The organism is Brevibacillus sedimenti, from assembly GCF_020923495.1.
Taxonomy (GTDB): domain Bacteria; phylum Bacillota; class Bacilli; order Brevibacillales; family Brevibacillaceae; genus Brevibacillus; species Brevibacillus aydinogluensis.
The window spans coordinates 2,785,730-2,807,232 of record NZ_CP064048.1; the positions used below are offsets into that span (position 1 = coordinate 2,785,730).

Here is a 21,503-nt window from a genome sequence, read left to right on the forward strand (position 1 = left end):
GCTGGAGACCTAACCCCTTGACAAAATTTAAATTTTATGATATGATTAAAAATTAACGATTGAAACAATTTGCTGGTCTGTGTATACTTCTTTGTACACGCCGTCTTTCCATTCCTTGTAAGATCGGCAGTACAAAGGAGGAGATAACCTTGCAAGAAAACCACGTCAGTCTGACCGCGATCATGACCGCCTACATGCGCGCCTACCATACCATGAATGACACCCCGAAAATTTTTGATGACTTTCTCGCCTTCGAGCTGATACCAGAGGAAAGACGTGTGCTGATTGAACAAGGATTGGCCAGTGCCCTTCAGATTCCCGTCCCGGAAGCCGGCCTGGCACGCTCCGGTCAGGCGGCTGACGCTCTGCGGCCGTTCCTGCAGGCGATGGGACTGTCTCATGTTCTCAGCCGCTCGCGATATGCGGAAGACAACCTTGAGCTCGCGGTACAACAAGGGATCGGGCAGTATGTCATACTCGGGGCCGGGTTGGATACGTTTGCGTTCCGCCGTCCCGATCTTCTGCGTCAACTGCAGGTATTTGAAGCAGACCACCCGGCCACGCAAGCCTTCAAACGCGATCGGCTGGCTGAATTGAAATGGGAGACCCCGTCACATCTCCACTTTGTGCCTGTGGATTTCACAAAGGAACGCCTGGCTGATGCACTGAAGCGTACGGCGTACGATGTGCAGACGAAGAGCTTTTTTAGCTGGCTGGGAGTCACCATGTACCTGACGCGCGACGAAGTGTTCGCAACGCTTCGTTCCATTGCCGAGATAGCCCCTGCGGGCAGTGCAGTGATTTTCGATTACTTTGTGCCGGAAGAAGGCGCGCCGCACGATAAAGAGATGCGGGAGGAGCTAAGCAAGATCGGTGAGCCGATGAAAACGGCCCTCGACCCGTCGACGCTGGCTGTCGAGTTGGAACGTGTGGGGCTGCGTCTGCATGAAAACGCAAGCTCGGCCGATATCCAGGAACGATACTTCCAGAACCGAACGGACGGTTATCAGGCGAGCTGTCACGTGCGCTTTGCATGGGCTGTCGTCACGTAAAAATGGCTGCCTCGATACGTGGATCATGTGCGCCGGGTGGGTTGCCCGGCTTTTTTGTTTGTTTACGCGATTCTCCGAGCGGCGGCTTAGTGCCTCTTTTCGACACTTTTACAGGTGGTGACGACGCCAGGCGGACTGGATGATGTGGTAAGATGGGAGGAGAACTTACGGTGACGTGGGGGAAGAAACGATAAGGGACAGGCGCGTCCACGTGTGCAATGGAATCGTCCGTCCCTTGCCGTCTCGGCTGCCGGAGGCGTACAATGGATGGGGCAAGAGGAGGTCGAACTATGGAACAATGGCGTTTTCTCGTCACGGAAGCCATGTCGCCGGCCATGAACATGGCTGTCGACGAGGCGATTTTGCAACTGCACAGCGAAGGAAAGGTACCGCCGACCGTCCGGTTTTACACGTGGAATCCGGCGACCCTGTCGATCGGCTACTTTCAAAAGGCGGCCAAGGAAATCAACCTGGAGGCGTTACGTGAGCGCGGACTGGGTTTTGTCCGCCGTCCGACCGGGGGACGGGCCGTCCTGCACGATCAGGAGCTGACCTACAGCGTCGTCGTCTCGGAAAGCCACCCGAAGATGCCGTCCAGCGTCACGGAAGCGTACAAGGTGATCAGCATGGGGCTGCTGCACGGATTTCAGCGGCTCGGCCTGCACGCGGAAATGGTCTCGCTGGCCACCGAGGAGGAAAAGGAAAAGTACAGCTCGCCCGGCTCGTCAGCCTGCTTTGATTCCCCCTCCTGGTACGAACTGGTGGTGGAGGGCAAAAAGGTGGCGGGCAGCGCCCAGACGCGGCAAAAAGGCGTGATCCTGCAGCACGGTTCGATTCTCCTGGAGATGGACGTCGAGCTGCTCTTTTCGCTGCTCAACTTCCCGTCCGAGCGCGTGAAACAGCGCATGATGGAGAGCTTCCGGCAAAAGGCAGTGACGATCAACGAGGTAAGCCCCCGGCCGATCAGCCTGCAAGAGGCTGTGCATGCCTTCCGCGACGGCTTCGCTTCCGGTCTGGAGGTGGAGTTGGTACCGGGAGAACTGACGGCTGAAGAATTGGCTTTGGCCGATGAATTGGTTCGTACCCGCTACGCTTCGGACGAGTGGAACTTCCGCCGCTGACGGACAGGTTTTTCGTCGGAGGAAATCAGGCAGACAAATGGACGAATACGGATTAGACAAGCTCTCAGGGGCCAAACCACCGGCTCCTGAGAGCTTTTTTTCATGCTCGTGAGGACAGAAATCTTTTATTAACATGTAAATTATTTGCGAAAACTTATCAACAATGATCATTGACATTATTTTACGGCCGAGGATAAAATAAAATCGTTTACTGGTTAACAATTTTGTGTGAGAAATGTGCACGATAAATCCGAAGGGAGTGCAGGAACAATGTCTGATCTGACACACGAGCTGATTTATGACCAGTATATGAAGCTGCTGCACCTGAACGAACAAAAGGCGGATACCGACATTCAGGAGTTTTTGAACCAGGCGACGGGTGAACAGGGAAAACTCTTGCCCCGAAATATGACGAGCATTCACGTCATTGACTGTATCGGGCAGCATGAACCGATCAACAACAGTGCCATTGCCAAGAAAATGAACTTGTCCAAAGCAAACATTACCAAAATCACGGCAAAATTGCTGGAAGCAGACCTGATTAAACGCTTCCAACTCACGGACAACAAGAAGGAAGTGTATTTTCGGTTGACGCCAAAAGGACGGCAAGTGTTTGAGATGCACGAAGCGATACACAAGCGGAAAGAACAGCAGTTCTACCAGTTTCTTGACCGCTTTACTGAGATGGAGCGGCATGCCATTCTCAAATTCCTCCGAGAACTGACCATGCAAATCAAGGAGGAACTGGCGGAAAGGCAGGGGACCCTCCGTGAAGAGCGCTAACGGTAATGCCGCGTTCATTTTGTATCTGGTTTGTATCAGCGCCTTCTTTGCATCGTTAAACCAAAATATTTACTCGCCGATCATTCCCCTGATCAGGGACTCGTTTCACGTCTCCATGAACCTGGTGAATTTGTCGGTATCGCTGTTTATTTTCGTGACCGCGATCATGCAAATGGTTCTCGGACCGCTCGTAGATCGGAAAGGGGCCCGATTTGTGCTGATCCCGGCCATCCTGTTGACCGTCGTTTCCAGCATCGGGTGCGCTGTCACCAATCAGTTTTCAGTGTTTTTGCTGTTCAGGGTTCTGCAAGCGGCAGGAACTGCTGCTCTCCCGCTTGTTGCCGCAGCGACCATTGGCAGGTTGTTTCAGGGAAGCCAACGCGGAAAAGCGATGGGGACGTATCAAATGCTGCTGTCTGTTGCGCCTGCAGTAGCCCCGGTACTGGGAGGATGGATGGGAGACTGGCATGGCTATCCCGGAATTTTCTGGTTTCTCGCAATTGCTTCCGCCATTCTCCTGGTGGCCCATCAGCTGTTTTTCCCGAAAGATACTCCGGAAGGGAAACAATCTGTCAGGAAAGGCGGGCTTTTGAATCACTATGGCGGCATTTTCACAAACAGAACGGGGGGCGCGATACTGATCTTGAGTTTCCTGTTTTTCTTCGTGTATTTCGCCGTGATCGTATACCTGCCTGTCTTGCTGACGGATCACTATCATGCAAGCCTGAAATTGGTAGGGCTGCTTTATCTGCCGCTGGCGCTAAGCACGATGGCGGGAAGCGCGATATTTACCTACCTGCAAGCCCGAATTCCGCTCAATACGCTGAGTGCAGGCGGACACGCCGTAGCGGCAGGCAGCATTCTGCTTTTTGCCGTTACCCATTCATTTTCGTTAATCGGGATGTTTACGGCACTGGTAATGTACGGGATCTGTGTAGGGGTCATAACTCCTTTGTACTCGACAATGATGGCAAATGAATTTGAGCACAACAGGGGCAGTGCGATGGGGCTGTTTAACTTCATCCGGTACATGGGAATGGCCGCCGGACCTGTCGTATCGGGATGGCTGCTGGCGAAAATGGAAGCTGTCGTCGTTTTTGGACTGCTGGGAGTGCTGTTTGCGTTGTTGAGTTGGGGATTGCGGCTGCGGATGCGCCCCCAAAACGTGAACGAGGCTGTCAAATGAGCAGTAAAAAGCAGCGGCTACCCGATACGGATAGCCGCTTCACTTGCGTAGATTGGAAAGCAGGATGTGTTTCAGTGTATTACACGAGCACCTCGGAATAGATGTGCTGCTCGAACAGCTGCTGCAGTTTTTGCACCATCGGGCCTACCTGGCCGCTGCCAACCGGTTGGCCGTCCACGGCGACAATGGGCATCACTTCCGCCGTCGTGCTGGAGAGGAACAGCTCATCCGCCTGCTTGAGGAACTGGATGTCAAACGCCTCCTCATGCACCGGAATGCCGTTTGCCTTTGCCAGGTCGATGACGGTTTGCCGGGTGATGCCGTGCAGAACCAGATTGTCGGCGGGGTGGGTGTACAGGGCGTTGTCCTTGACTGCAAACAGGTTGGAGGCGCTGCACTCGGTAATGATGCCGTTGCGGTGCAAGATCGACTCCTGGGCGCCGGCCTCCTTGGCGTACTGCTTGACCAGCACGGCTCCCAGCAGGTTCAGCGTCTTGATGTCGCAGCGGAGCCAGCGGATGTCTTCCACCAGTTTGGCGGTCAGCCCCTTTTTCATATCGGCCAGCGGGCGTTCCTTGCGCCGGACAAATCCCATGATGACCGGGCGGATGCCGCTCGGGATATCGTGCAGGCGAGGAGCAACGCCGCGCGTCACCTGCAGGTAGAGGATGGCGTCATCGTCCGTCGTCAGGTTGTTTTTGACGATCAGCTGCTGAGCAATATCTTTCAGTTCTGCCGCCGTCCAAGGCAGGTCCAACTTGATTTCCCGCGCGCTGCGGAACAGACGGGTCAGATGGGCGTCCCACTGATACATTTTCCCTTTGTAAATCCGGACCACCTCATAGATCCCGTCACCAAAGTTGTAGCCGCGGTCTTCCGGGTGTACGGCCAGTTCGTCAGCCTCGACCCACTTGCCATCCACATACAGCATGGCGAAATCCTCCTTCATGATTACACAAAAATTATGACATTTCTTGTTTGCAAAAAACCATCCGACAAATATGCAGCCCCGGCGGCGGACAGGCAAAAATCCGCGTCGAGCAGTAGATGGATTCTCCTTCCACCTTACCAAACCGGGGGACAAGGGTCAATTTGATTTTACGGATGGGCCACAAATGCTGTCGCTCTATGACGCTGTGTGCCCGTATTTGACAAACTATTCTGACTAGACGCTGGCGACAGCCCCTGCCCATAATAAAAACAAACGCCTTGCGAAAGGAGCATGCCATGAGGGCGTATTGCAGATGGACGTTGTGCGCCATGCTGGTCATGAGTTTACATTTGCCGCTGCCGGCAGGGGCGGCGGCCGAAGTGCAGGAACAGATCGACGCCGACAGTCTGTACGATCACGTAGAGCGCCTGTCCCGTCAGCCGCGGGCGGCGGCGACGGAATCGGAGTTTGCCGCCCTCGTCTATGTGGAAGAGCAGCTTCGCATGTACGGGTACGAGACCAAGCTGCAGCCGTTTTTCTATTACGTGTACAGCCAGCCGACCCAGCTCTCCTTGCGCACGGATGGCTGGCCCGACCGCATGTGGAACGTGACCGCCTTGACACATGGACCAAACGGCAGGGCGGCAGCCGAGATCATTGACGCCGGGAGAGGCACGGCGGCGGAGATGAGCCGCATACAGGCGGAAGGGAAGATCGTCCTGATCCAGCGGGGAGAGATTCCCTTGGGGGAAAAGGTGCGCAACGCGGCGGCCGTCCAGGCGGCGGGAGTCATTCTCGTCAACGACGACGACGGAGCATGGGACGAACCGCTGGAAGAACCGCTCGACATGGCCGTACCTGCCGTGCTGCTCCCGCGAACGGAAGGGGAACTCCTGCGTCAGCGTCTGCTGGAAAAGGGAAAGGTGTCCGCTGAGCTGAACGTAATCGGCGGTGTCTCCACCCGACGCACGTCGTACAATCTGATCGCGGCGCGAAAGCCAAAGGGGGCAAACACAGGTCAAACGGTACTGGTGACCGCACGCCACGATTCTCCGCCCGCGTCGCCGGGGGCCAACGAGGGAGCGTCCGGAGCGGCCGTGCTGCTGGAGACAGCCCGCCTTCTGGCCAGTCAGCAGGTTGACACGGAAGTGCGTTTCGTCAGTCTGGGAGCGGCTTACGACGGGGCGCGGGGGGCTGATGCCTACGTGCGCTCCTTGTCCGAAGCCGAGAAGCAGCAGATCGTCGCTGCGTTCTGCCTCAATGGCGTCGGCAGTGCGGACGCGGGGGAATTGACGGCGGTTACAGCGGACGGACTGCGAAATCTGCCCGCCGATCTGGCAGAGCAGGCGGGGGCCGTTTTTTCCGCCGCTCGACCTGGCGAGGCTGGCATAGGGGGAGAAGCGACCGTGTTTGCCCGCGCCGGGATTCCCGCCGCCGTGCTAGTCGCTCCAGTACCCGCTGACAGAAAGAGGGAGCTCTCGCAGGACACCGTGGACAGAATCAGTCGGGAGCAGCTCAGCCGTACGGCGCAAATCGTCCTGGCCGCCGTGCGCGAGATTGCCGATGAACACACCCCGGCGTATCCGGCGGGCCGACCCGCTCCCAAGTGATGAGGATTGATAGGAAAAGGGAAATACAGACGTTTGCCGTGCCCGCGCAGGTTTTCTAGACGCGGGCGTTTTGTTGCCTTCCGGAAGTAATTGTCAAAATCTGTCGAATGGTAAGGAATGGTCGATTTTTGATAAAAGAGGTATAATTTTCGCGAATGTAAAAAAATTCACTCACTTTGTGCAGAGTGTGAATCAGTGATTCCCGGCAAAGGGAGATGTGGCTGGTGCGGCAATGCGTTTACCGCGGTCGTGTCGTGGGCAATCCGGAACAGCAGCGTCACCGTAATGTTTCGCGTCATTTATCGGAAATTTCCGAATAAAATAACATCCCCAACCGCAATACGGGGATGTCCATCAGTTACATATGTTACGGAGGTTGATATGAAGCAATCCCAAGCGCTGTATCCTTCGTTCTTGGCGGTAATCGCCCTGGCGGTTGTCACCGCCGTGGCACACTGGCCCGTATGGTCTTCCCAAGCCAATGGGAGACTGCTGTTTGGTGTCCTGGAGTTGTTGGAGGTGGCGGCCTTCCTCTTGATCTTGTACCTGCTGCGGCGCGTCCGTCAACTGGAACAGGAAGTCCGCTATCGGGAGCACAGATTCCGCAGCTATCTCGACGCCGTCCCGGACCTCCTGTTTATCAAGAGCAAAACGGGCGATCTTTTATACGTCAATCAAGCGGCCGGGAAATTCTTTGTCGGCGATTGCTCAGCCAGTCCGGAGCTGGTGGGCGTGACGGACCGTTACCGGCAAAGTCTGTTCAGCTGCCGGGAAACCGACGAACTCGTCTTTCGATCGGGAGAACCGTTCCGTCGCGTCGAAGTGTTTGAGCAGCCGGACGGATCGACACGCTTTATCGACCTGGTAAAGGTACCGGTCATGGATCCACTGACCCATAAAGTCTCCCTCCTGATGCTGGGGCGGGACATCACCGACCAGAAGCGGGTGGAAATGGACGGACTGGCCACGAAAGAACTGCTGGAGTCCATTCTGCAGCAAACCCCCGACGCCATCTCGGTGATTGACGTCAACGGCCGCATCAAGCGCATCAACCAGGCGTCAGAAATCATCTTTGGCTACAGCGAAGAAGAATTGATCGACCGGCCGCTGCCGTTCATCCCCACGCATTTGCAGGAAGAAGCCGACTACTACCATCAACAAGTGCTGAATGGCAAGCGCATCATTGGGCTGGAAACGGTCCGCATTCACAAAAACGGCCAACCCCTGCACGTGTCCCTCTCATTGGCGCCGATCTACGACGGCGAGGGGAAAGTGATCGGCATTGTCGGCAGCGCGCGGGACATTACCGAACAGAAGCGCGTGGAGCATCGCCTGCGGGTGAGCGAAGCAAAGTACCGGCTGATCGCCGAAAACATGACCGACATGATCTGCGTGTACGAGGGGAGCGGTGCGGTGACCTACATGTCTCCTTCGCATGAGTCGATTCTGGGGTATCCGCTCGATCAGTTCAATCAGGTGTACGACTTCATGGATCGGGTGCATCCGGATGACCAGAAATCCGTCCGGCAGGCGATTTGGCGCATCGGTCAAACCGGTGAAATGGCTTCGGTCGAATTCCGCTTCCTGCACAACGGCGGCCACTGGGTCAACCTGGAATCTCGCTGCAAACCAATTGTGGATGAGACAGGACGGGTGATCAGTTTTATGATCGTCACCCGCGACATTACGGAGAAAAAGCGGGCAGAAGAACTGCTCCGCCAGTCGGACATGCTTTCTGCCGTCGGGCAGCTGGCGGCGGGAATCGCCCACGAGATCCGCAACCCATTGACTGCGCTGCGCGGCTTTATCCAATTAATGCAGTCGTCCGCTGAAGCCAATCGGTACTGCGGGATCATGCTCTCCGAACTGGATCGGATCAACTTGATCGTCAGCGAACTCTTGCTGTTGGCCAAGCCGCAGGCGGTCAAGTATCAGCAGCGGGAAGTGGGCGGCATCCTGAAAAACGTTCTCTCACTCCTGGACAGCCAGGCCATCTTAAACAACATCCAGATTCACACCCGAATCTCGGAGAATTTGCCGCTCATCACCTGTGAAGAAAACCAGTTGAAGCAAGTCTTCATCAATTTGTGCAAAAATGCCATCGAAGCAATGCCAAACGGGGGACACCTCCGGGTGGAGGCGGAAGAGCTGGACAAAGGCGAGGTGCGAATCAGGATCATTGATACGGGGGGCGGGATCGACCCGGAACAGATTCCGCGCCTGGGCGAGCCCTTTTACACCACCAAGGGAAAGGGGACCGGACTTGGCCTGATGGTCAGCCGCAGGATCATCCAGGAGCACGGCGGCCAAATCGTGATTTCCAGCGAACCGGGCAAAGGAACGACGGTCGATGTCATCCTCCCCGTCATGGCCTGATGATGCAGCGGGTTGTGCTCACGCGGGCGGTTTGGGACGTGGTTTCCTGCCTTTCCACAACAGGCGCCCCAGCAGCAACAGTCCGCAGTACGTGGCGCTGCTTGCGGCCAGATTGGCTGCCGTGACGCTTACCAGTGGCAGCAGTGCAAACAGACCGGCCCCGGCCAGCATCGCCAGCAGCAGCGGCCCCATGTGCAGATCGTGGCGCACCGCCACGGGCACGGCCATCGCGTAAACGAGTGCGCCCAGGATGAGGCCGGCGTGTCCGAGTGACAACAACAGATGCAGCAGGTCGGCAAACGGCATGAGAGAAGCCAGAATGTGCGCAAGCGGCAAGGCGGCGGAGTGGACGTCGTGCCAGTGAGCCAAAAGGATCGCCTGTCCCAGCAGGGAGGCGAAGAAAAAGAACAGTGTGCCCGCCAACACGCCCGCACGTATCGTGCTCTGGCGGGGCGCGCGGATGGCAAGCGGCAGGACGACGACCAGACAGACCAGTAAATGCAGGGAGAGGTACAGCACGGCCTGGATCAGCCACAGAGCGTTGAATTGGTATCCGAGCGAAGGAATCGGCACGTGGCGCTGTTCGGCAAACACAAACCCAAGCATTAGCAGTCCTGCGGCAAGTGAGGCGGCTGTCCCCCTAAGGATCGTCGTCCACCCCTGAGAGACAACCACCACGGCGAGGAGCAGGGGGGCGAGCACAAACAGCCAGCTCCACGCACCAGCCATGTGCTGCATTGCCTGCATGCCTGCTGTCGCTCCCGCGTAAGCCAAGAGGGAGAGGTGAATCAACACGGAGAAGGTGGGAGCGAATGTAGGGCCAAACCAGTGCAAAAGCAGATCGTGGAGCGTACGCACCCCCTGGCGATGACAGGAGACCAGCACACGGCAGCCGATCCACCCCAGTCCGATGCTGGCAGCAGCAAGGCCAATCGTCCCCCACGAGCCGAAATAGGCAAAAAAGCGCAGCCATTCATTACCGCTAAAATACGAACCGCCGAGCGCAGCCCCAGCGAACAGGACGGCGATTCGCCATGCGCTTCTGTCCATTCACATCATCCTTTTCCCAGCGTGGAACCCAAATTCGTTCATGCGTCATGAAATCTGTCGCACTGGTACCAATGTATGAGGCACAGAGGCTTGTTCAGAACAGTGTGATTAATGATACATATGTGTTTACAAACTATTAATATATGGATATACTGTATGAAGGTACTTTAGACAACTCCCCCATTTGAGGTGAATAAGATGAAAATTGTCGGCATTGCTGGCAGCATGAACGCGCAGTCAACAACCAAACTGGCGGTAGAGATCGTGTTGAAGGCCGCCCGGGAAGCGGGAGCGGAAACGGAATTGATTCACCTGGCCGAATGGCCGATGCCGGTCTACGACAATCGCGATGACGCCTCCACGTATCCGGAGACGGTGCATCGTTTTGTGCAAAAGGTATCGGAAGCGGACGGGCTGGTGATTGGTTCGCCGGAGTACCACGGCAGCATCACTGGCGCCTTGAAAAACGCGCTCGACTTTTTGGAAGGGCGCCATTTGCGCGACAAGCAGGTAGCCATTCTTGGCGTGGCAGGAGGCAGCATGGGCGCGACCAATACGGTAAACACCCTGCAGGTGATCATGCGCAATCTGCACGCCTGGCCTCTGCCGTCCAGCCCGAGCATTCCCAGCGCCTACGACGCCTTTGCGCCGGACGGGACGCTGAAAGATCCGCGTTTGCAGGAACGCATGGAGACGCTCGGCCGGGAACTGGTACGGTACGTGCGGGCGATGAACGCGGAAAAACAGCCGCAGTAGGCAGGTTTTTCTTGCAACCGTCGCGCTTTCCACGGTATTATGTTTTTACGTGCGTTTGAAAAGCCTTGGCCACAAGGTTTTTCATCCCGCCTGAAATACCGTGTGGAAACGAGGGATTCACATGCCAACTCCCAGTATGGAAGACTATTTGGAACGCATTTACACTTTAATCGAAGAAAAAGGTTACGCCCGTGTCTCCGATATCGCGGAAGCGTTGGAAGTGCATCCCTCATCCGTTACCAAGATGGTCCAGAAGCTGGACAAAGACAACTACCTGGTCTATGAAAAATACCGCGGCCTGGTGCTGACGCCAAAAGGCAAGAAAATCGGCAAGCGCCTGGTGGATCGTCACAGTCTGCTGGAAGAGTTCATGCGCGTCATCGGCGTGGACGAGGAGCACATCTATCGGGACGTGGAAGGGATCGAGCACCATCTCAGCTGGGAGTCGATCACCTGCCTGGAGTATCTCGTCCAGTATTTTCACGCCGACCCGTCGCGTATTGAGGAGCTGCGCCGTATCCGACAGGAAGACGAGCAAAAGGAAGAATAACTGCACTGACGCAAGCCTGACCGGCTTGCGTTTTTTGTCGTAATCGACAAGCCACCTCCCTATATTTGATAAGGAGGGAAGGGAAGGTGAGAGCATGCAGGCGGACGCGGTGTTTGAGGGCGGCGGAGTGAAAGGGATTGCCTTTATCGGAGCGCTGCAGGTGATGGAGGAGCACGGCTATACGTGGAAGAACCTGGCCGGCACGTCGGCGGGCTCGTTTGTCGCCGCTCTGCTCGGGGCGGGTTACAAGAGCGGAGAGCTCAGGCCTGTGTTTGAGCGGCTGGACTATCTGCATTTTCTCGAGCGGCGCGGCCTCGGTCGGCTGCCGGTCATCGGTCCATTGTACGAATTGTTCGTGCGGCAGGGGATGTACCGGACCAACCGGATTGAAAGGTTTATGGACGAATTGCTGCGGAAAAAAGGCATACGCACCTTTGGGGATCTGCCTCCGGGCAAGCTCAGGATCATCGCGTCCGACATCACGGCGGGAAAAATGCTGGTTTTGCCGGACGATCTCGTCCAGTTTGACATCGTCCCGGAGGAATTCCCGATCGCCCGGGCCGTCCGCATGTCGTGTTCGCTGCCGTATTTCTTTCAGCCGGTCCGGTTGCAGCAAAACGGGGAACCGCACTATATCGTGGACGGCGGGCTGCTGAGCAATTATCCGGTCTGGCTGTTTGACGTTCCCGGAAAGCCGCGCTGGCCGACAATCGGGTTTCGCCTGCACAGTAAACGGGTGGAGCGGGAAGCGTACCGGATTCGGGGCCTTTTTTCGTTTACCCGCAGCCTGATCACCACGATGCTGGACGCCCACGACCGGCTGTATGTGGAGCGGGCGCAGGCAGTACGGACGATCTTCATTCCGACGCTGGGGGTGCGGACCACGCATTTCGGCCTTCCTCCTGAGCTGCGCGCAGCCCTGATACGTTCGGGGGAAGAGGCGGCCCGCCAGTTTCTGGCCAAATGGAACTTCGAGCAGTACGTCGAAGTATTCCGCAGCATACCGCCAGGACCAAACAAAAAAACAGGCTGCCTCGTATAGGCAGCCTGTTTTACATAAACGGACGGAATACGAATCGGGTAGAAGTGTTTTGCCTGATGTTACTGCGAGATGTGGTTCTTTGGGTCGCTCTCGTTCTGCTTGTTCTTTGCCCTGCTTTTGGCTCCTTCGATCACACGGAACGGGTGGTTTTTGCGGCTTGCCGGCGACGACTTTTTCATCGTCGGGCGCGGTGCGGTTTTAGGCTTCGGCTGTTTGTGCCGGTAGGCAGAGGAGAAAACCGAGCCGCTTCGCAGGTAGTTTCGCACTGCCACAAACAGCAGCACGGACAAGCCGATCACGATCAAGGTGCCGACAGGATTGTCGATGACCTGCCTCAGAAAGCCGTAGGCGGCCAACAGCAGCAACGCGACGATGATAGGGGGGATGTGGCGTAACATAGGGCTTCACCTCAATGGTATTCTATATGCCTCAACGTTATCCGGCGGAGATGAGTCGCTCTTTGCCTGCGACCTGATCCCGTTCCCGCATTTTGAGAAACGCGGCGATCGCCACTTCCACCTGGCTGTCGTCCGGTTCGCGGGTCGTGATTTTTTGCAGCCACAGTCCTGGGTAACCCAAATAGCGGAGGATCGGTGTATCGCGCCATTTGTTGGTCCACTGCAGAACTTCGTACGATACCCCGATTACCAGAGGCAGGAGTACGATGCGCTGCACCACGCGATCCCACAGTGTTTCGTAGGTGAACAGCGAGTAGATGATGACCCCGACGATCACCGTAAAGATCAGAAAGCTGCTGCCGCAGCGGTAGTGCAGGGTGGAAAATTTTTGCACATTCTCTACTGTCAATTCTACCCCGGATTCAAACGCGTTAATCACCTTGTGTTCGGCCCCGTGGTATTGAAACAGACGTTTGATGATCGGTGCCTGCGCGATCGCTGTAATGTAGCCGAGCAAGAGCAGGAGTTTGATCACACCTTCCGCCAGGTTTTGGGGAATCCCCGCCGGCACCCACTGTCCGAGCAAAAACTGGGCGAGAAAGACCGGCACCAGCGTGAAGGCAAACTTGCCGAACAAGAACGATAGCACCCCAACCACGGCTACGCCGAGCACCATTTGCAGCTTGGACGGTCCTGAGTCCACGTCGTCGTCCGATTCCATGCTGTACCGTTCGGTAGCGAAATTCAGATGTTTGGCTCCGTTTGCGCTGGCTTCGATCAAGCCGACGATACCGCGGACAAAGGGGATTTTTTTCAAGCTGTTTGCCCATTTATATTCCGAACGCGGAGCTTCGTAATACTCGATTTCCTGATTTTTTCTGCGGATGGCAGTGACGGTCACTCGTTTGCCGCCAAACATGACGCCTTCGATGACGGCCTGCCCGCCGTAACTGGGTACGTTTTGCTGCGCCAATCCTATCACCTTCCTTACCACATATTGTACCGGAAACGGCACGCGCAGGCTATAAGCAGTTCACACGCTGCCATTCAATTGTCAACAATTAGTGAAAACCGGAACTGCGGCGCATACTACACCTGAGGTGATGCACATGGACGCAACCAGGACACAAAAGGCGGAACAGCAGGGCACGGCAGGCTTGTCGGCCGGGCAGCAGGGCAGTGCAAAAGCGCTGGCGCTCGCCAAGGTGGGAGAAGTGGCTTTCTGGGGGACGGTTGTGTGGGGGCTGGTCCGCGCTGCCGCCCATTATCTGAACTTCACGCCATACGGCGTGGAAGCGTTCGCCCGGCCGATTCTCGGCATGGTGAGGGCAAACTCCTGGGCGGGCGTCGGACTGGGGGCGCTGATGCTGCTCGTGGAGACGATCGTGGCTGTCTTCTTGTATTCGCTAGTGTTCGGCAAAATCCGCTTGTGGTGGTTCGGGTTGCTGTACGGCCTGATCCTTTTTGCCGTGGCAGGGTACTTCTTTCGCATCGGCAATTGGAATCAAGCGACGCTCAGCACCGAACTGGCCTGGTATCTGTCATTCGGCCTGTTTGCCGGGATGTCAATCTCGCTGGAGCAATCAGACAAAGCCTGATGCTGTTCAAGCCCTTCCTCTGTGTGGTAAAATATTTCTCTAGTAAAAATCTTTTTACAAAAAGATGTTCAACTGAATCTCACACGGGGAGGAATGGACGATGGTATCCGTCCTGCTGCTGAACGGCCCGAACCTCAACCTCCTGGGGAAGCGGGAACCTGACGTGTACGGAAGCGAGACGCTGGACGACGTGCTTGCTCGGCTGGAAAAAGTGATGGAGGAACTGGGCGGCAGGCTGGAACACTGTCAGTCCAACCATGAAGGCGTCTTGATCGACGCCATTCACCGGGCTAAAGGGGTGCACGACGGCATCGTGATCAATCCCGGCGCCTTCACCCATTACAGCTACGCACTGCGGGACGCGCTGGCAGGGGTGGCGCTGCCGACGATCGAGGTACATATTTCCAACGTTCACGCCCGCGAGCCGTTCCGCCATCAGTCTGTCATCGCGCCGGTCGTGCTGGGACAGGTGGTCGGACTGGGAACGGACGGATACGAATGGGCGCTGCGCGCACTGGTCCGCAAACTGACGCAGGGATAAAGGCACGGAAGAACAAAAAATCAAAGGGGAGAGGGTCATGGAACAACGGCTTGTGAGACTTCGCGACGCCTTGTCGCAGCTCGGCGCAGATGCGCTGATTACGGAAAAGAAGGAAAACCGGTTTTACTTGAGCGGCTTTACCGGCTCCACCGGCTGGGTGATCGTGACGGAAAAAGAGGCATTTCTCGTCACTGACTTCCGCTACATCGAGCAGGCGCAGGAGCAGGCGCCCCATTTTCGTGTGGTCAACAACGAACGCAAACCGGTGGAAGCGATCGCCCGCGTGCTGAAGGAAGCGGGCGTAAAGCGGCTTGCCTTTGAGAGCAGCGTGTCGTTTGGCACCTATCAGGAATGGAGCAAGGCGTTTGACGGTGTCGAGCTTGTGCCGACGAGCGGTCTGATGGAAAAACTGCGCATGTACAAGGACCCCTCCGAGCTGGCGATCATCCGCGAAGCAGTGCGCATCGCCGACGAGGCGTACCAGCATATTCAGGGCTACATCAAACCGGGCGTCCGCGAGGTGGACGTGGCGTTGGAGCTGGAGTTTTTCATGCGCAAACGCGGTGCGGAAGCTGCTGCGTTTGACATCATCGTGGCGTCCGGTGTGCGCGGGGCACTGCCGCACGGGCGAGCCAGCGAGAAGGTCATCCAGGCGGGCGAAATGGTCACGCTGGACTTCGGTGCGGCCTACAAAGGATACAACTCCGACATCACCCGCACCCTGTCCGTCGGGGAACCGGACCCCAAGCTGAAGGAGATTTACGACATCGTCCTGCGCGCCCAGATCGCCGGAGTAGCGGCCTTGAAACCGGGTGTGACCGGCAAGGAAGCGGATGCTGTCACGCGCGAGATCATCACTGCCGCGGGCTACGGAGACGCGTACGGACACAGCGCGGGTCACGGCCTGGGCGTGGAAGTGCATGAGCTGCCCAATCTGTCGACGGTGAGTCCCTTCGTGCTGGAACCGGGCATGCTGGTCACGATGGAGCCGGGCATCTACATCAGCGGCCTTGGCGGGGTGCGCATCGAGGACGACGTGCTGATCACCGCGGACGGCCACGAGGTACTGACAACCTCGACGAAAGAGTTGCTCATTTTGCCGGTCTAATTTATACTAGTTGTGTTATTCGTTGATTGGGAGGACTACCATGATTTCTGTGAACGACTTTCGTACTGGTTTGACCATCGAAGTAGATGGCAACATTTATCAGGTAATCGAATTCCAACACGTAAAGCCCGGGAAAGGTGCAGCTTTCGTTCGTTCCAAGCTGCGCAACCTGCGCAACGGCAACATCACGGAAATGACGTTCCGTGGCGGTGAAAAGGTGAACCCGGCCCGCATTGAAACATCGACAATGCAGTACCTGTACAACAGCGGTGACGAGTACACCTTCATGAATACCGAGACGTACGAGCAGATCACGTTCACGCGTCAGCAAATTGAGCGCGAACTGAAATTCCTCAAGGAAAACATGAACGTACAGATCATGCAGTACAACGGTGAGACCATCGGTATTCAACTGCCGAACACGGTTGAATTGGTAGTGACCGAGTGCGAGCCGGGCGTAAAAGGCGACACTGCGTCCAACGTGACGAAAAAGGCAACGCTGGAAACCGGCTTTGTGGTCAACGTGCCGCTGTTCGTAGAAGAAGGCGACAAGCTGATCATCGACACGCGCACGGAACAATACGTTTCCCGCGCATAAACGCGGATGTTTGCACGTAAGGCTGTACCCAAACAGGGTACAGCCTTTTTTCTTTGCCGGATTGTCAACACACTGAGCGGACGGTTACGTCCGTCCGCCAAACCACTCACACAGCTTGAGAACAAATGCGGTGATGCCCGCCGCCATCAAGGGCCCGACAGGGATGCCGCGCAAAAAGACGATGCCAAAAATGGAGCCGATCACCAGACCGACGATGATGTGCGGCTCGGCGCGCAGCAGGTCAAGCCCCTTTCCGTTCATCCACGTGGCGATGGCGCCGCCTGCCATGGCGAGCAGGCCCATCACTGTCGTAAACAACGGCGTTACATCCCGCCAGGAAATCTTTTCGTTGGCGAACGGCACCAGCACGGAGATGGTCAAAAACAACAGGCCCAGTTCCAGCCCGCGCCGTTCGACGGCGGGAAAAAATCGCTCCAGTGCGGTCAGTTTTAACACCAGCAGGATGCTGGCGGCTGTGGCGATGATCGGCGATCGTCCGAGCAGCCCGATCACGATCAGGATGACAAGCATCACTTCTCCTGGCATCATCGGCATCAAAACCCCTGTCCCTGTTCTGCTTACACTTTATGAGACAAGGGTTGGGAGTATGCGTCGATCCTTCACCACCGGAACCAACTGGTAGCGGTCGATCTGGGAGCAGAAGCGGATGTCTTCCTCGCAGTGGTGCTGGGTCAGCCGTTTGCCCGTGGTGGTGCGAGCCATCACCTCTTCCAGCCGGTCGCATACGTACAGATAGCTCGCTTTCAGCGCCTCCCCCAGGTCACACACCTGGATGTGGGGGCGCATTTGTTGTGCTGTGTGGATCATCAGGCCGGCCGCCAGTCCGTCCTCCAGGGCGAACTCGGAGCGAGTGCCGGCACAGTACAGCGTGATGTCCAGTTTGTGCGACAGGGCGTACCGGATACAGGAGGTGGCATTCAAAAAACAGCCGATGACAAGAACCTGGGCCCGCTCGGCTTTTTGAATCGCGCGAGTGCCGTTGGTCGTGGTGAGAACCAACTGCCGTCCGACACTGGTCTGTCGGGCCAGCTCGGTCGGCGAATTGTTGCAGTCGAAATCGGCGATCTTGCGGCAGTGCCGTTCACCGGCAAGAACGCTTTCGGCCGAGCGCAGCGCGTGGGCCTGGCCGATCGTCTCCACCGGGAGGACCTCTTGAAATCCGCTGCCTAAAGCGGTGACGATCGTGCTGGAGGCACGCAGCACGTCGATCACCACGACGACGCGGTTGCTGATTTGATCAAAACGTATCTCCTCCACGGTCGGCACCACCGCTATTCTCATGGAGCGATCCTCCTTCCCTCCAGCAAAGCCGCCGTATCCGCCCGCAAGCCCCGGCGCAGGGTCTCCACGGCGAGGATGTCTGTATAGGCGACGTTTCCCAAATTGACGTCACACCCCAGGGTGCGGATCAAGGCCACCTGCTGTTCCTTGTGCGGCGCCTCCCAGATCAGCCGACAGGCAAGGTCCCCGGCCGCCTGGGCGATCTCCTGCACAAACGCGTGATCCACCATGCCTTCGCAGTCAAACACGCCGACTGTTCCGCTCTCCCGCGCTTCCACGATCACGTAGCTGGCGCCCGCGCGCACATCCTGTTCCAGCGTGCGCAGCAGATCGTCGCGTTCCGCCCGGAAATGGGCTGCTTTTTTGCCAAATTCCGTGTATACCGTCAACCCCGCGTCTGCCGCAGCAGCGATTGCCCGACGGCGCATGTCGTCAGAGAGCGGAAAGGTTCCGTCGGAAATCTCCACCGCGTTGAAACCAAGGTCAAGCAGCCTGGCCATGTACGCTTCCGGTGACGAATGGCGGATGGCAATCTCAAACAGGGTGCCGCCCGGCATGATGTGCAGGTCAAGTGCCTTGGCGAGCGCCACTTTTTGGTACAGAACACCGGCGGGATAGAGCGTCGAAGTGCCAAACCCCAGTTTGTAAATGTCGATATACGGCGCGGCCAGTTCCATCAGATCTTGAAAGGTGTTCAGCCCAAGCCCTTTGTCGATGACCATGGTCAATCCGCGGGAGCGCGGTTTGGATTGCCGCTCGCCAAACGGATCAGACCAGCTCACGGGCCAGAATGGGATGTCGCTGTCTAGCATTGGCGGTTTCCTCATTTCTTTTTAGGCGTTTGCTTCAGTGTATGTAGGCGGCCGAAAAGGAGTGAGCCAATCGCCCATAGGCTATTGCCCAGCCAAAAGGTGTGATGAAACCGGCGAGGACGGGCATAGAGTGAGGAAGAGGAGGGAGGACGAGGCTGGATGTGGGAAAAAGCGATACTCGGGATGGCTGCGCTCAGGATGATGTCCGGAACGCTTGAACTGTTGGTCGCCCTGCTGATCTTGAAGGTGAACCAAGTGGAAAAGGCCCTGCTGATCAACTCCAGTCTGGCAATCGTGGGGCCGCTGGTGCTGCTGACGACCACGACCGTCGGGTTGATCGGCATGTCGGACCGGATTAGTTTCACCAAAATTGCCTGGATCTTCCTCGGCATCGTCTGCATCTTTATCGGCGTGCGCAAGTAAGCGGACATGTTCGGCAGATTGGATTGGTAACCAGAACGTCTTTCGGGAACAATAGGGCAAGCACCGGTTAGAGGAGGGAAGCCCATCATGTTGGAAACGTTGGAAAACCGCATTGCCTATCTGCGCGGATTGGCGGAAGGACTGGACATACAGGAGAACAGCCGCGAGGGAAAGATTCTCGCGGAGATGATTGAACTGGTCGACGACATCTACGGTGCGTTCCGCGAGCTGCACGCCCGCGTGGAAGAAACGGAGCGTTACGCGGAGGCCATCGACGAAGACCTGGAAGACGTGGAGCTGTACCTGTTCAACGACGATGAGGCCCTGTACGAGACCGTAGAGGACTGTTCCGTGGATGGGCAGGCAGCGTACGAGTCATTCGCCGATCACGATGACGATGAGGATGCGCATTTGTACGAGACAGGAGAGCGTGATCACGTCTTGTCGTCGCACGCCCTTGAGTGTCCATCCTGCCGGGAGGTTCTCTTTTTTCACGAAGGTGTGGACGGTGAAGGCTACCACCACTACATCGTCGAGCCGTATCGCGACGAAGCCGAGTACGAGCCGATCAACCCGACATGAGTACATCGATTCCGGCAGACATACGAGCTCGCGGCCGGATTTGCCGGTCAATCTGGCTTGTCTCTTCGCATGCGCGTCTGCCGTTTGGCGCTTGCCCTGCGGCAGGCGTTTTTTCTTGGCATAAAACTCGTCCATGGGCGCATAGGATGGAGGTAAGTCAAAGTGGACAAAGGCTGGCACCACCCGCCAGCCGCAAAAGGAGGGGACGATGGTGAAGGAGATCATGGCGATTTTGCCGGCGTCCGTCCGCAGCATTCTGACCGCGCTGCCCTCCGCCGTCAGAGAGCATCTGGAGGAGATACGCCTTAGGCAAAATCAGCCGATGGAAATACGTTACGGACAGCAGTCCAGCTATGTGACGCCTTCCGGCCAGCTGACCGCGATTGCCAGACAGGGGTGGATCTTTTCAGAGGAGCAGGCGGTCAAGCTGCTCAACCAGGTGAGCCAACACTCGCTATACGCGCTGGAAGAAGAGCTGAAGCGGGGATACATCACCGTCGTCGGCGGCCATCGCATCGGCATCGCCGGCAAAGTGGTGATGGAGAAGGGAGAAGTAAAAGGCATCCGCGACGTCACCAGCTTCAACATCCGCATCGCCCGCGAGAAAAAAGGGGCGGCACACCGCGTGCTTCCGTTTCTGTTCGAGAATGGACGCGTGCACAACACCCTGATCATTTCTCCCCCGCAGTGCGGAAAAACGACGCTGCTGCGCGATATCGCCCGTTCTTTAAGCTACGGCAACGAATGGGCGTCCAGCCGGAAAGTCGGCATTGTGGACGAGCGTTCCGAATTGGCCGGCTGCTTCAACGGCGTGCCGCAGCGGGACGTCGGACCGCGCACCGATGTGCTGGATGCTTGTCCCAAAGCAGTCGGGATGATGATGCTGATTCGCTCGATGTCGCCAGATGTGCTGATCGTCGACGAAATCGGCCGGACCGAAGACGGAGAGGCGGTGTGGGAGGCAATTCACGCCGGGGTAGCGGTCATCTGCACCGCGCACGGCGCCGATGTCAGCGAAGTGGCTCAGCGACCAACACTGGGCAGGTTGATCCAGTACGGCGCGTTTTCCCGCTACATCCTGCTCAGCAGGACAAATGGCGTAGGGACGGTCGAAGCGGTTTACGATGGCAGCCTGACTCGGGTGGATAGGGAGAAAATCGCATGGTTAAGCTGATTGGCGCCGTGTTGATTTTGTTCTCCGCGTCCATGATCGGCTGGCAGATCGGCCGCAATTACGCGTTTCGTCCCGTGCAGCTGCGCGCCCTGCTGGTCGCCTTGCAGATGCTGGAGACGGAAATCGTGTACGGTCTGACCCCCCTGCACCGTGCCTTCGTCAAAATTGGACATCGCGTACCGGACGAGGTGGGCCGTCTGTTTTTGACTGCGGCCGAGCTGTTGATCACCGAGCGGGCCCAGACGGCGGAAGACGCCCTCCGGCAGGCGATCGACGCACATTGGCCGCAGACAGCACTGCGCAGGCAGGAACGCGATGTGTTGAGCAGCCTGGGGCAGGTTCTCGGCTCGTCCGACCGGGAAGACCAGCAGAAACATTTGCGCCTTGCCGTCACCCATTTGCGCGGACTGGAAGAAGAGGCGCGCGTAGAGCAAGGGCGGTACGAAAAGATGTACAAAAGCCTCGGCTTCCTGTGCGGCCTGCTGGTCGTCATCCTGATGTTCTAAAGGC

24 protein-coding genes are annotated in these 21,503 nt (G+C 57.1%); 17 read left to right on the forward strand and 7 right to left on the reverse strand.

The window, feature by feature from the left end; genetic code table 11:
* Positions 1 to 149 precede the first annotated feature (149 nt).
* The 4 genes from IRT44_RS13645 to IRT44_RS13660 all read left to right on the forward strand — a co-directional run bounded on the left by IRT44_RS13645 (position 150) and on the right by IRT44_RS13660 (position 4,142).
* A complete protein-coding gene (locus tag IRT44_RS13645; protein ID WP_171565639.1) occupies positions 150 to 1,052 on the forward strand; it encodes a class I SAM-dependent methyltransferase in 903 nt (300 codons plus the stop codon).
* A 290-nt stretch (positions 1,053 to 1,342) separates the two neighbouring features.
* Positions 1,343 to 2,173 (forward strand): lipoate--protein ligase family protein, encoded by an 831-nt coding sequence (locus tag IRT44_RS13650; protein ID WP_230076841.1) that lies wholly within the window; start codon positions 1,343 to 1,345, stop codon positions 2,171 to 2,173.
* 270 nt (positions 2,174 to 2,443) lie between these two features.
* Positions 2,444 to 2,956, forward strand: coding sequence for a MarR family transcriptional regulator (locus tag IRT44_RS13655; protein WP_212132363.1), 513 nt, complete (start codon positions 2,444 to 2,446; stop codon positions 2,954 to 2,956).
* A complete protein-coding gene (locus IRT44_RS13660) occupies positions 2,943 to 4,142 on the forward strand; it encodes an MFS transporter (protein ID WP_230076842.1) in 1,200 nt (399 codons plus the stop codon). Before IRT44_RS13655 ends, IRT44_RS13660 begins: the two co-directional genes overlap by 14 nt.
* Before the next feature lie 79 nt (positions 4,143 to 4,221).
* On the opposite strand, the gene dat is transcribed toward IRT44_RS13660, so the two are convergent.
* On the reverse strand, positions 4,222 to 5,073 hold the full coding sequence (dat, locus tag IRT44_RS13665) for a D-amino-acid transaminase (protein ID WP_230076843.1): 852 nt from the start codon (positions 5,071 to 5,073) through the stop codon (positions 4,222 to 4,224).
* 296 nt (positions 5,074 to 5,369) lie between these two features.
* On the opposite strand from dat, the gene IRT44_RS13670 reads away from it, so the two are divergent.
* Both IRT44_RS13670 and IRT44_RS13675 read left to right on the forward strand, forming a co-directional pair.
* Positions 5,370 to 6,683, forward strand: a complete 1,314-nt coding sequence (locus IRT44_RS13670) for a M28 family peptidase (RefSeq protein ID WP_230076844.1) — start codon at positions 5,370 to 5,372, stop codon at positions 6,681 to 6,683.
* Positions 6,684 to 7,064: 381 nt separating this feature from the next.
* Positions 7,065 to 9,059, forward strand: a complete 1,995-nt coding sequence (locus IRT44_RS13675; protein ID WP_230076845.1) for a PAS domain-containing sensor histidine kinase — start codon at positions 7,065 to 7,067, stop codon at positions 9,057 to 9,059.
* 18 nt (positions 9,060 to 9,077) lie between these two features.
* On the opposite strand, the gene IRT44_RS13680 is transcribed toward IRT44_RS13675, so the two are convergent.
* Positions 9,078 to 10,109 (reverse strand): hypothetical protein, encoded by a 1,032-nt coding sequence (locus tag IRT44_RS13680; protein WP_171565632.1) that lies wholly within the window; start codon positions 10,107 to 10,109, stop codon positions 9,078 to 9,080.
* Between the two features lie 198 nt (positions 10,110 to 10,307).
* Between IRT44_RS13680 and IRT44_RS13685 the strand changes: the two genes are divergently transcribed.
* The 3 genes from IRT44_RS13685 (at position 10,308) to IRT44_RS13695 (ending at position 12,457) form a co-directional block, all read left to right on the forward strand.
* Positions 10,308 to 10,865 carry an NADPH-dependent FMN reductase gene (locus tag IRT44_RS13685; protein ID WP_171565631.1) on the forward strand — a complete coding sequence of 186 codons (558 nt, stop codon included), beginning with the start codon at positions 10,308 to 10,310 and terminating at the stop codon, positions 10,863 to 10,865.
* A 121-nt stretch (positions 10,866 to 10,986) separates the two neighbouring features.
* Positions 10,987 to 11,415, forward strand: coding sequence for a transcriptional regulator MntR (gene mntR, locus IRT44_RS13690; RefSeq protein ID WP_171565630.1), 429 nt, complete (start codon positions 10,987 to 10,989; stop codon positions 11,413 to 11,415).
* A gap of 94 nt (positions 11,416 to 11,509) precedes the next feature.
* On the forward strand, positions 11,510 to 12,457 hold the full coding sequence (locus IRT44_RS13695; RefSeq protein ID WP_171565629.1) for a patatin-like phospholipase family protein: 948 nt from the start codon (positions 11,510 to 11,512) through the stop codon (positions 12,455 to 12,457).
* A gap of 59 nt (positions 12,458 to 12,516) precedes the next feature.
* On the opposite strand, the gene IRT44_RS13700 is transcribed toward IRT44_RS13695, so the two are convergent.
* Entirely contained in the window at positions 12,517 to 12,855 is a 339-nt protein-coding gene (locus tag IRT44_RS13700) for a hypothetical protein (protein WP_171565628.1), read from the reverse strand.
* A 37-nt stretch (positions 12,856 to 12,892) separates the two neighbouring features.
* A complete protein-coding gene (locus IRT44_RS13705; RefSeq protein WP_212132367.1) occupies positions 12,893 to 13,828 on the reverse strand; it encodes a DUF1385 domain-containing protein in 936 nt (311 codons plus the stop codon).
* Between the two features lie 136 nt (positions 13,829 to 13,964).
* Here IRT44_RS13705 and IRT44_RS13710 point away from each other — a divergent pair, with 136 nt between their 5' ends.
* From IRT44_RS13710 to efp, 4 genes are all read left to right on the forward strand, one after another.
* Positions 13,965 to 14,453 (forward strand): YqhR family membrane protein, encoded by a 489-nt coding sequence (locus IRT44_RS13710; protein ID WP_230076846.1) that lies wholly within the window; start codon positions 13,965 to 13,967, stop codon positions 14,451 to 14,453.
* A 100-nt stretch (positions 14,454 to 14,553) separates the two neighbouring features.
* Positions 14,554 to 14,994, forward strand: a complete 441-nt coding sequence (gene aroQ, locus IRT44_RS13715; RefSeq protein WP_171565625.1) for a type II 3-dehydroquinate dehydratase — start codon at positions 14,554 to 14,556, stop codon at positions 14,992 to 14,994.
* A 37-nt stretch (positions 14,995 to 15,031) separates the two neighbouring features.
* The gene (locus IRT44_RS13720) at positions 15,032 to 16,102 is read left to right on the forward strand and encodes a M24 family metallopeptidase (protein WP_171565624.1); all 1,071 of its coding nucleotides are present in this window, start codon (positions 15,032 to 15,034) and stop codon (positions 16,100 to 16,102) included.
* A 40-nt stretch (positions 16,103 to 16,142) separates the two neighbouring features.
* Positions 16,143 to 16,700 (forward strand): elongation factor P, encoded by a 558-nt coding sequence (efp, locus tag IRT44_RS13725; protein WP_029099452.1) that lies wholly within the window; start codon positions 16,143 to 16,145, stop codon positions 16,698 to 16,700.
* A gap of 84 nt (positions 16,701 to 16,784) precedes the next feature.
* Here the strand turns inward: efp and IRT44_RS13730 are convergent, their stop codons facing one another.
* From IRT44_RS13730 to IRT44_RS13740, 3 genes are read right to left on the reverse strand one after another with little or no spacing between them, the layout of a single operon-like run.
* Entirely contained in the window at positions 16,785 to 17,249 is a 465-nt protein-coding gene (locus IRT44_RS13730) for a DUF441 domain-containing protein (RefSeq protein WP_171565623.1), read from the reverse strand.
* A 36-nt stretch (positions 17,250 to 17,285) separates the two neighbouring features.
* Entirely contained in the window at positions 17,286 to 18,002 is a 717-nt protein-coding gene (locus tag IRT44_RS13735) for a 2-phosphosulfolactate phosphatase (protein ID WP_212132369.1), read from the reverse strand.
* Positions 17,999 to 18,814, reverse strand: a complete 816-nt coding sequence (locus IRT44_RS13740) for a phosphosulfolactate synthase (protein ID WP_230076847.1) — start codon at positions 18,812 to 18,814, stop codon at positions 17,999 to 18,001. The genes IRT44_RS13735 and IRT44_RS13740 overlap by 4 nt, the downstream gene beginning before the upstream one ends.
* Before the next feature lie 159 nt (positions 18,815 to 18,973).
* On the opposite strand from IRT44_RS13740, the gene IRT44_RS13745 reads away from it, so the two are divergent.
* From IRT44_RS13745 to spoIIIAB, 4 genes are all read left to right on the forward strand, one after another.
* Positions 18,974 to 19,237: a YqhV family protein gene (locus IRT44_RS13745; protein WP_171565620.1), complete on the forward strand. Its 264-nt coding sequence runs from the start codon at positions 18,974 to 18,976 to the stop codon at positions 19,235 to 19,237.
* Positions 19,238 to 19,324: 87 nt separating this feature from the next.
* Positions 19,325 to 19,819: a CD1247 N-terminal domain-containing protein gene (locus tag IRT44_RS13750; RefSeq protein ID WP_171565619.1), complete on the forward strand. Its 495-nt coding sequence runs from the start codon at positions 19,325 to 19,327 to the stop codon at positions 19,817 to 19,819.
* Positions 19,820 to 20,030: 211 nt separating this feature from the next.
* Positions 20,031 to 20,993 carry a stage III sporulation protein AA gene (gene spoIIIAA, locus IRT44_RS13755; protein WP_212132371.1) on the forward strand — a complete coding sequence of 321 codons (963 nt, stop codon included), beginning with the start codon at positions 20,031 to 20,033 and terminating at the stop codon, positions 20,991 to 20,993.
* Complete coding sequence (gene spoIIIAB / locus IRT44_RS13760; protein WP_230076848.1) at positions 20,981 to 21,499, forward strand: stage III sporulation protein SpoIIIAB; 519 nt, start codon at positions 20,981 to 20,983, stop codon at positions 21,497 to 21,499. Before spoIIIAA ends, spoIIIAB begins: the two co-directional genes overlap by 13 nt.
* The last annotated feature ends 4 nt before the right edge of the window (positions 21,500 to 21,503 follow it).

Coding starts and splice junctions, on each gene's coding strand:
- IRT44_RS13680 (WP_171565632.1), bottom strand. CDS start 10,109: ATGGACAGAAGCGCATGGCGAATCGCCGTCCTGTTCGCTGGGGCTGCG.
- IRT44_RS13685 (WP_171565631.1), top strand. CDS start 10,308: ATGAAAATTGTCGGCATTGCTGGCAGCATGAACGCGCAGTCAACAACC.
- IRT44_RS13710 (WP_230076846.1), top strand. CDS start 13,965: ATGGACGCAACCAGGACACAAAAGGCGGAACAGCAGGGCACGGCAGGC.
- spoIIIAB (WP_230076848.1), top strand. CDS start 20,981: ATGGTTAAGCTGATTGGCGCCGTGTTGATTTTGTTCTCCGCGTCCATG.
- IRT44_RS13655 (WP_212132363.1), top strand. CDS start 2,444: ATGTCTGATCTGACACACGAGCTGATTTATGACCAGTATATGAAGCTG.
- IRT44_RS13745 (WP_171565620.1), top strand. CDS start 18,974: ATGTGGGAAAAAGCGATACTCGGGATGGCTGCGCTCAGGATGATGTCC.
- IRT44_RS13720 (WP_171565624.1), top strand. CDS start 15,032: ATGGAACAACGGCTTGTGAGACTTCGCGACGCCTTGTCGCAGCTCGGC.
- IRT44_RS13670 (WP_230076844.1), top strand. CDS start 5,370: ATGAGGGCGTATTGCAGATGGACGTTGTGCGCCATGCTGGTCATGAGT.
- IRT44_RS13675 (WP_230076845.1), top strand. CDS start 7,065: ATGAAGCAATCCCAAGCGCTGTATCCTTCGTTCTTGGCGGTAATCGCC.
- IRT44_RS13735 (WP_212132369.1), bottom strand. CDS start 18,002: ATGAGAATAGCGGTGGTGCCGACCGTGGAGGAGATACGTTTTGATCAA.
- IRT44_RS13695 (WP_171565629.1), top strand. CDS start 11,510: ATGCAGGCGGACGCGGTGTTTGAGGGCGGCGGAGTGAAAGGGATTGCC.
- IRT44_RS13730 (WP_171565623.1), bottom strand. CDS start 17,249: ATGATGCCAGGAGAAGTGATGCTTGTCATCCTGATCGTGATCGGGCTG.
- IRT44_RS13740 (WP_230076847.1), bottom strand. CDS start 18,814: ATGCTAGACAGCGACATCCCATTCTGGCCCGTGAGCTGGTCTGATCCG.
- IRT44_RS13750 (WP_171565619.1), top strand. CDS start 19,325: ATGTTGGAAACGTTGGAAAACCGCATTGCCTATCTGCGCGGATTGGCG.
- mntR (WP_171565630.1), top strand. CDS start 10,987: ATGCCAACTCCCAGTATGGAAGACTATTTGGAACGCATTTACACTTTA.
- aroQ (WP_171565625.1), top strand. CDS start 14,554: ATGGTATCCGTCCTGCTGCTGAACGGCCCGAACCTCAACCTCCTGGGG.
- efp (WP_029099452.1), top strand. CDS start 16,143: ATGATTTCTGTGAACGACTTTCGTACTGGTTTGACCATCGAAGTAGAT.
- IRT44_RS13650 (WP_230076841.1), top strand. CDS start 1,343: ATGGAACAATGGCGTTTTCTCGTCACGGAAGCCATGTCGCCGGCCATG.
- IRT44_RS13700 (WP_171565628.1), bottom strand. CDS start 12,855: ATGTTACGCCACATCCCCCCTATCATCGTCGCGTTGCTGCTGTTGGCC.
- dat (WP_230076843.1), bottom strand. CDS start 5,073: ATGCTGTATGTGGATGGCAAGTGGGTCGAGGCTGACGAACTGGCCGTA.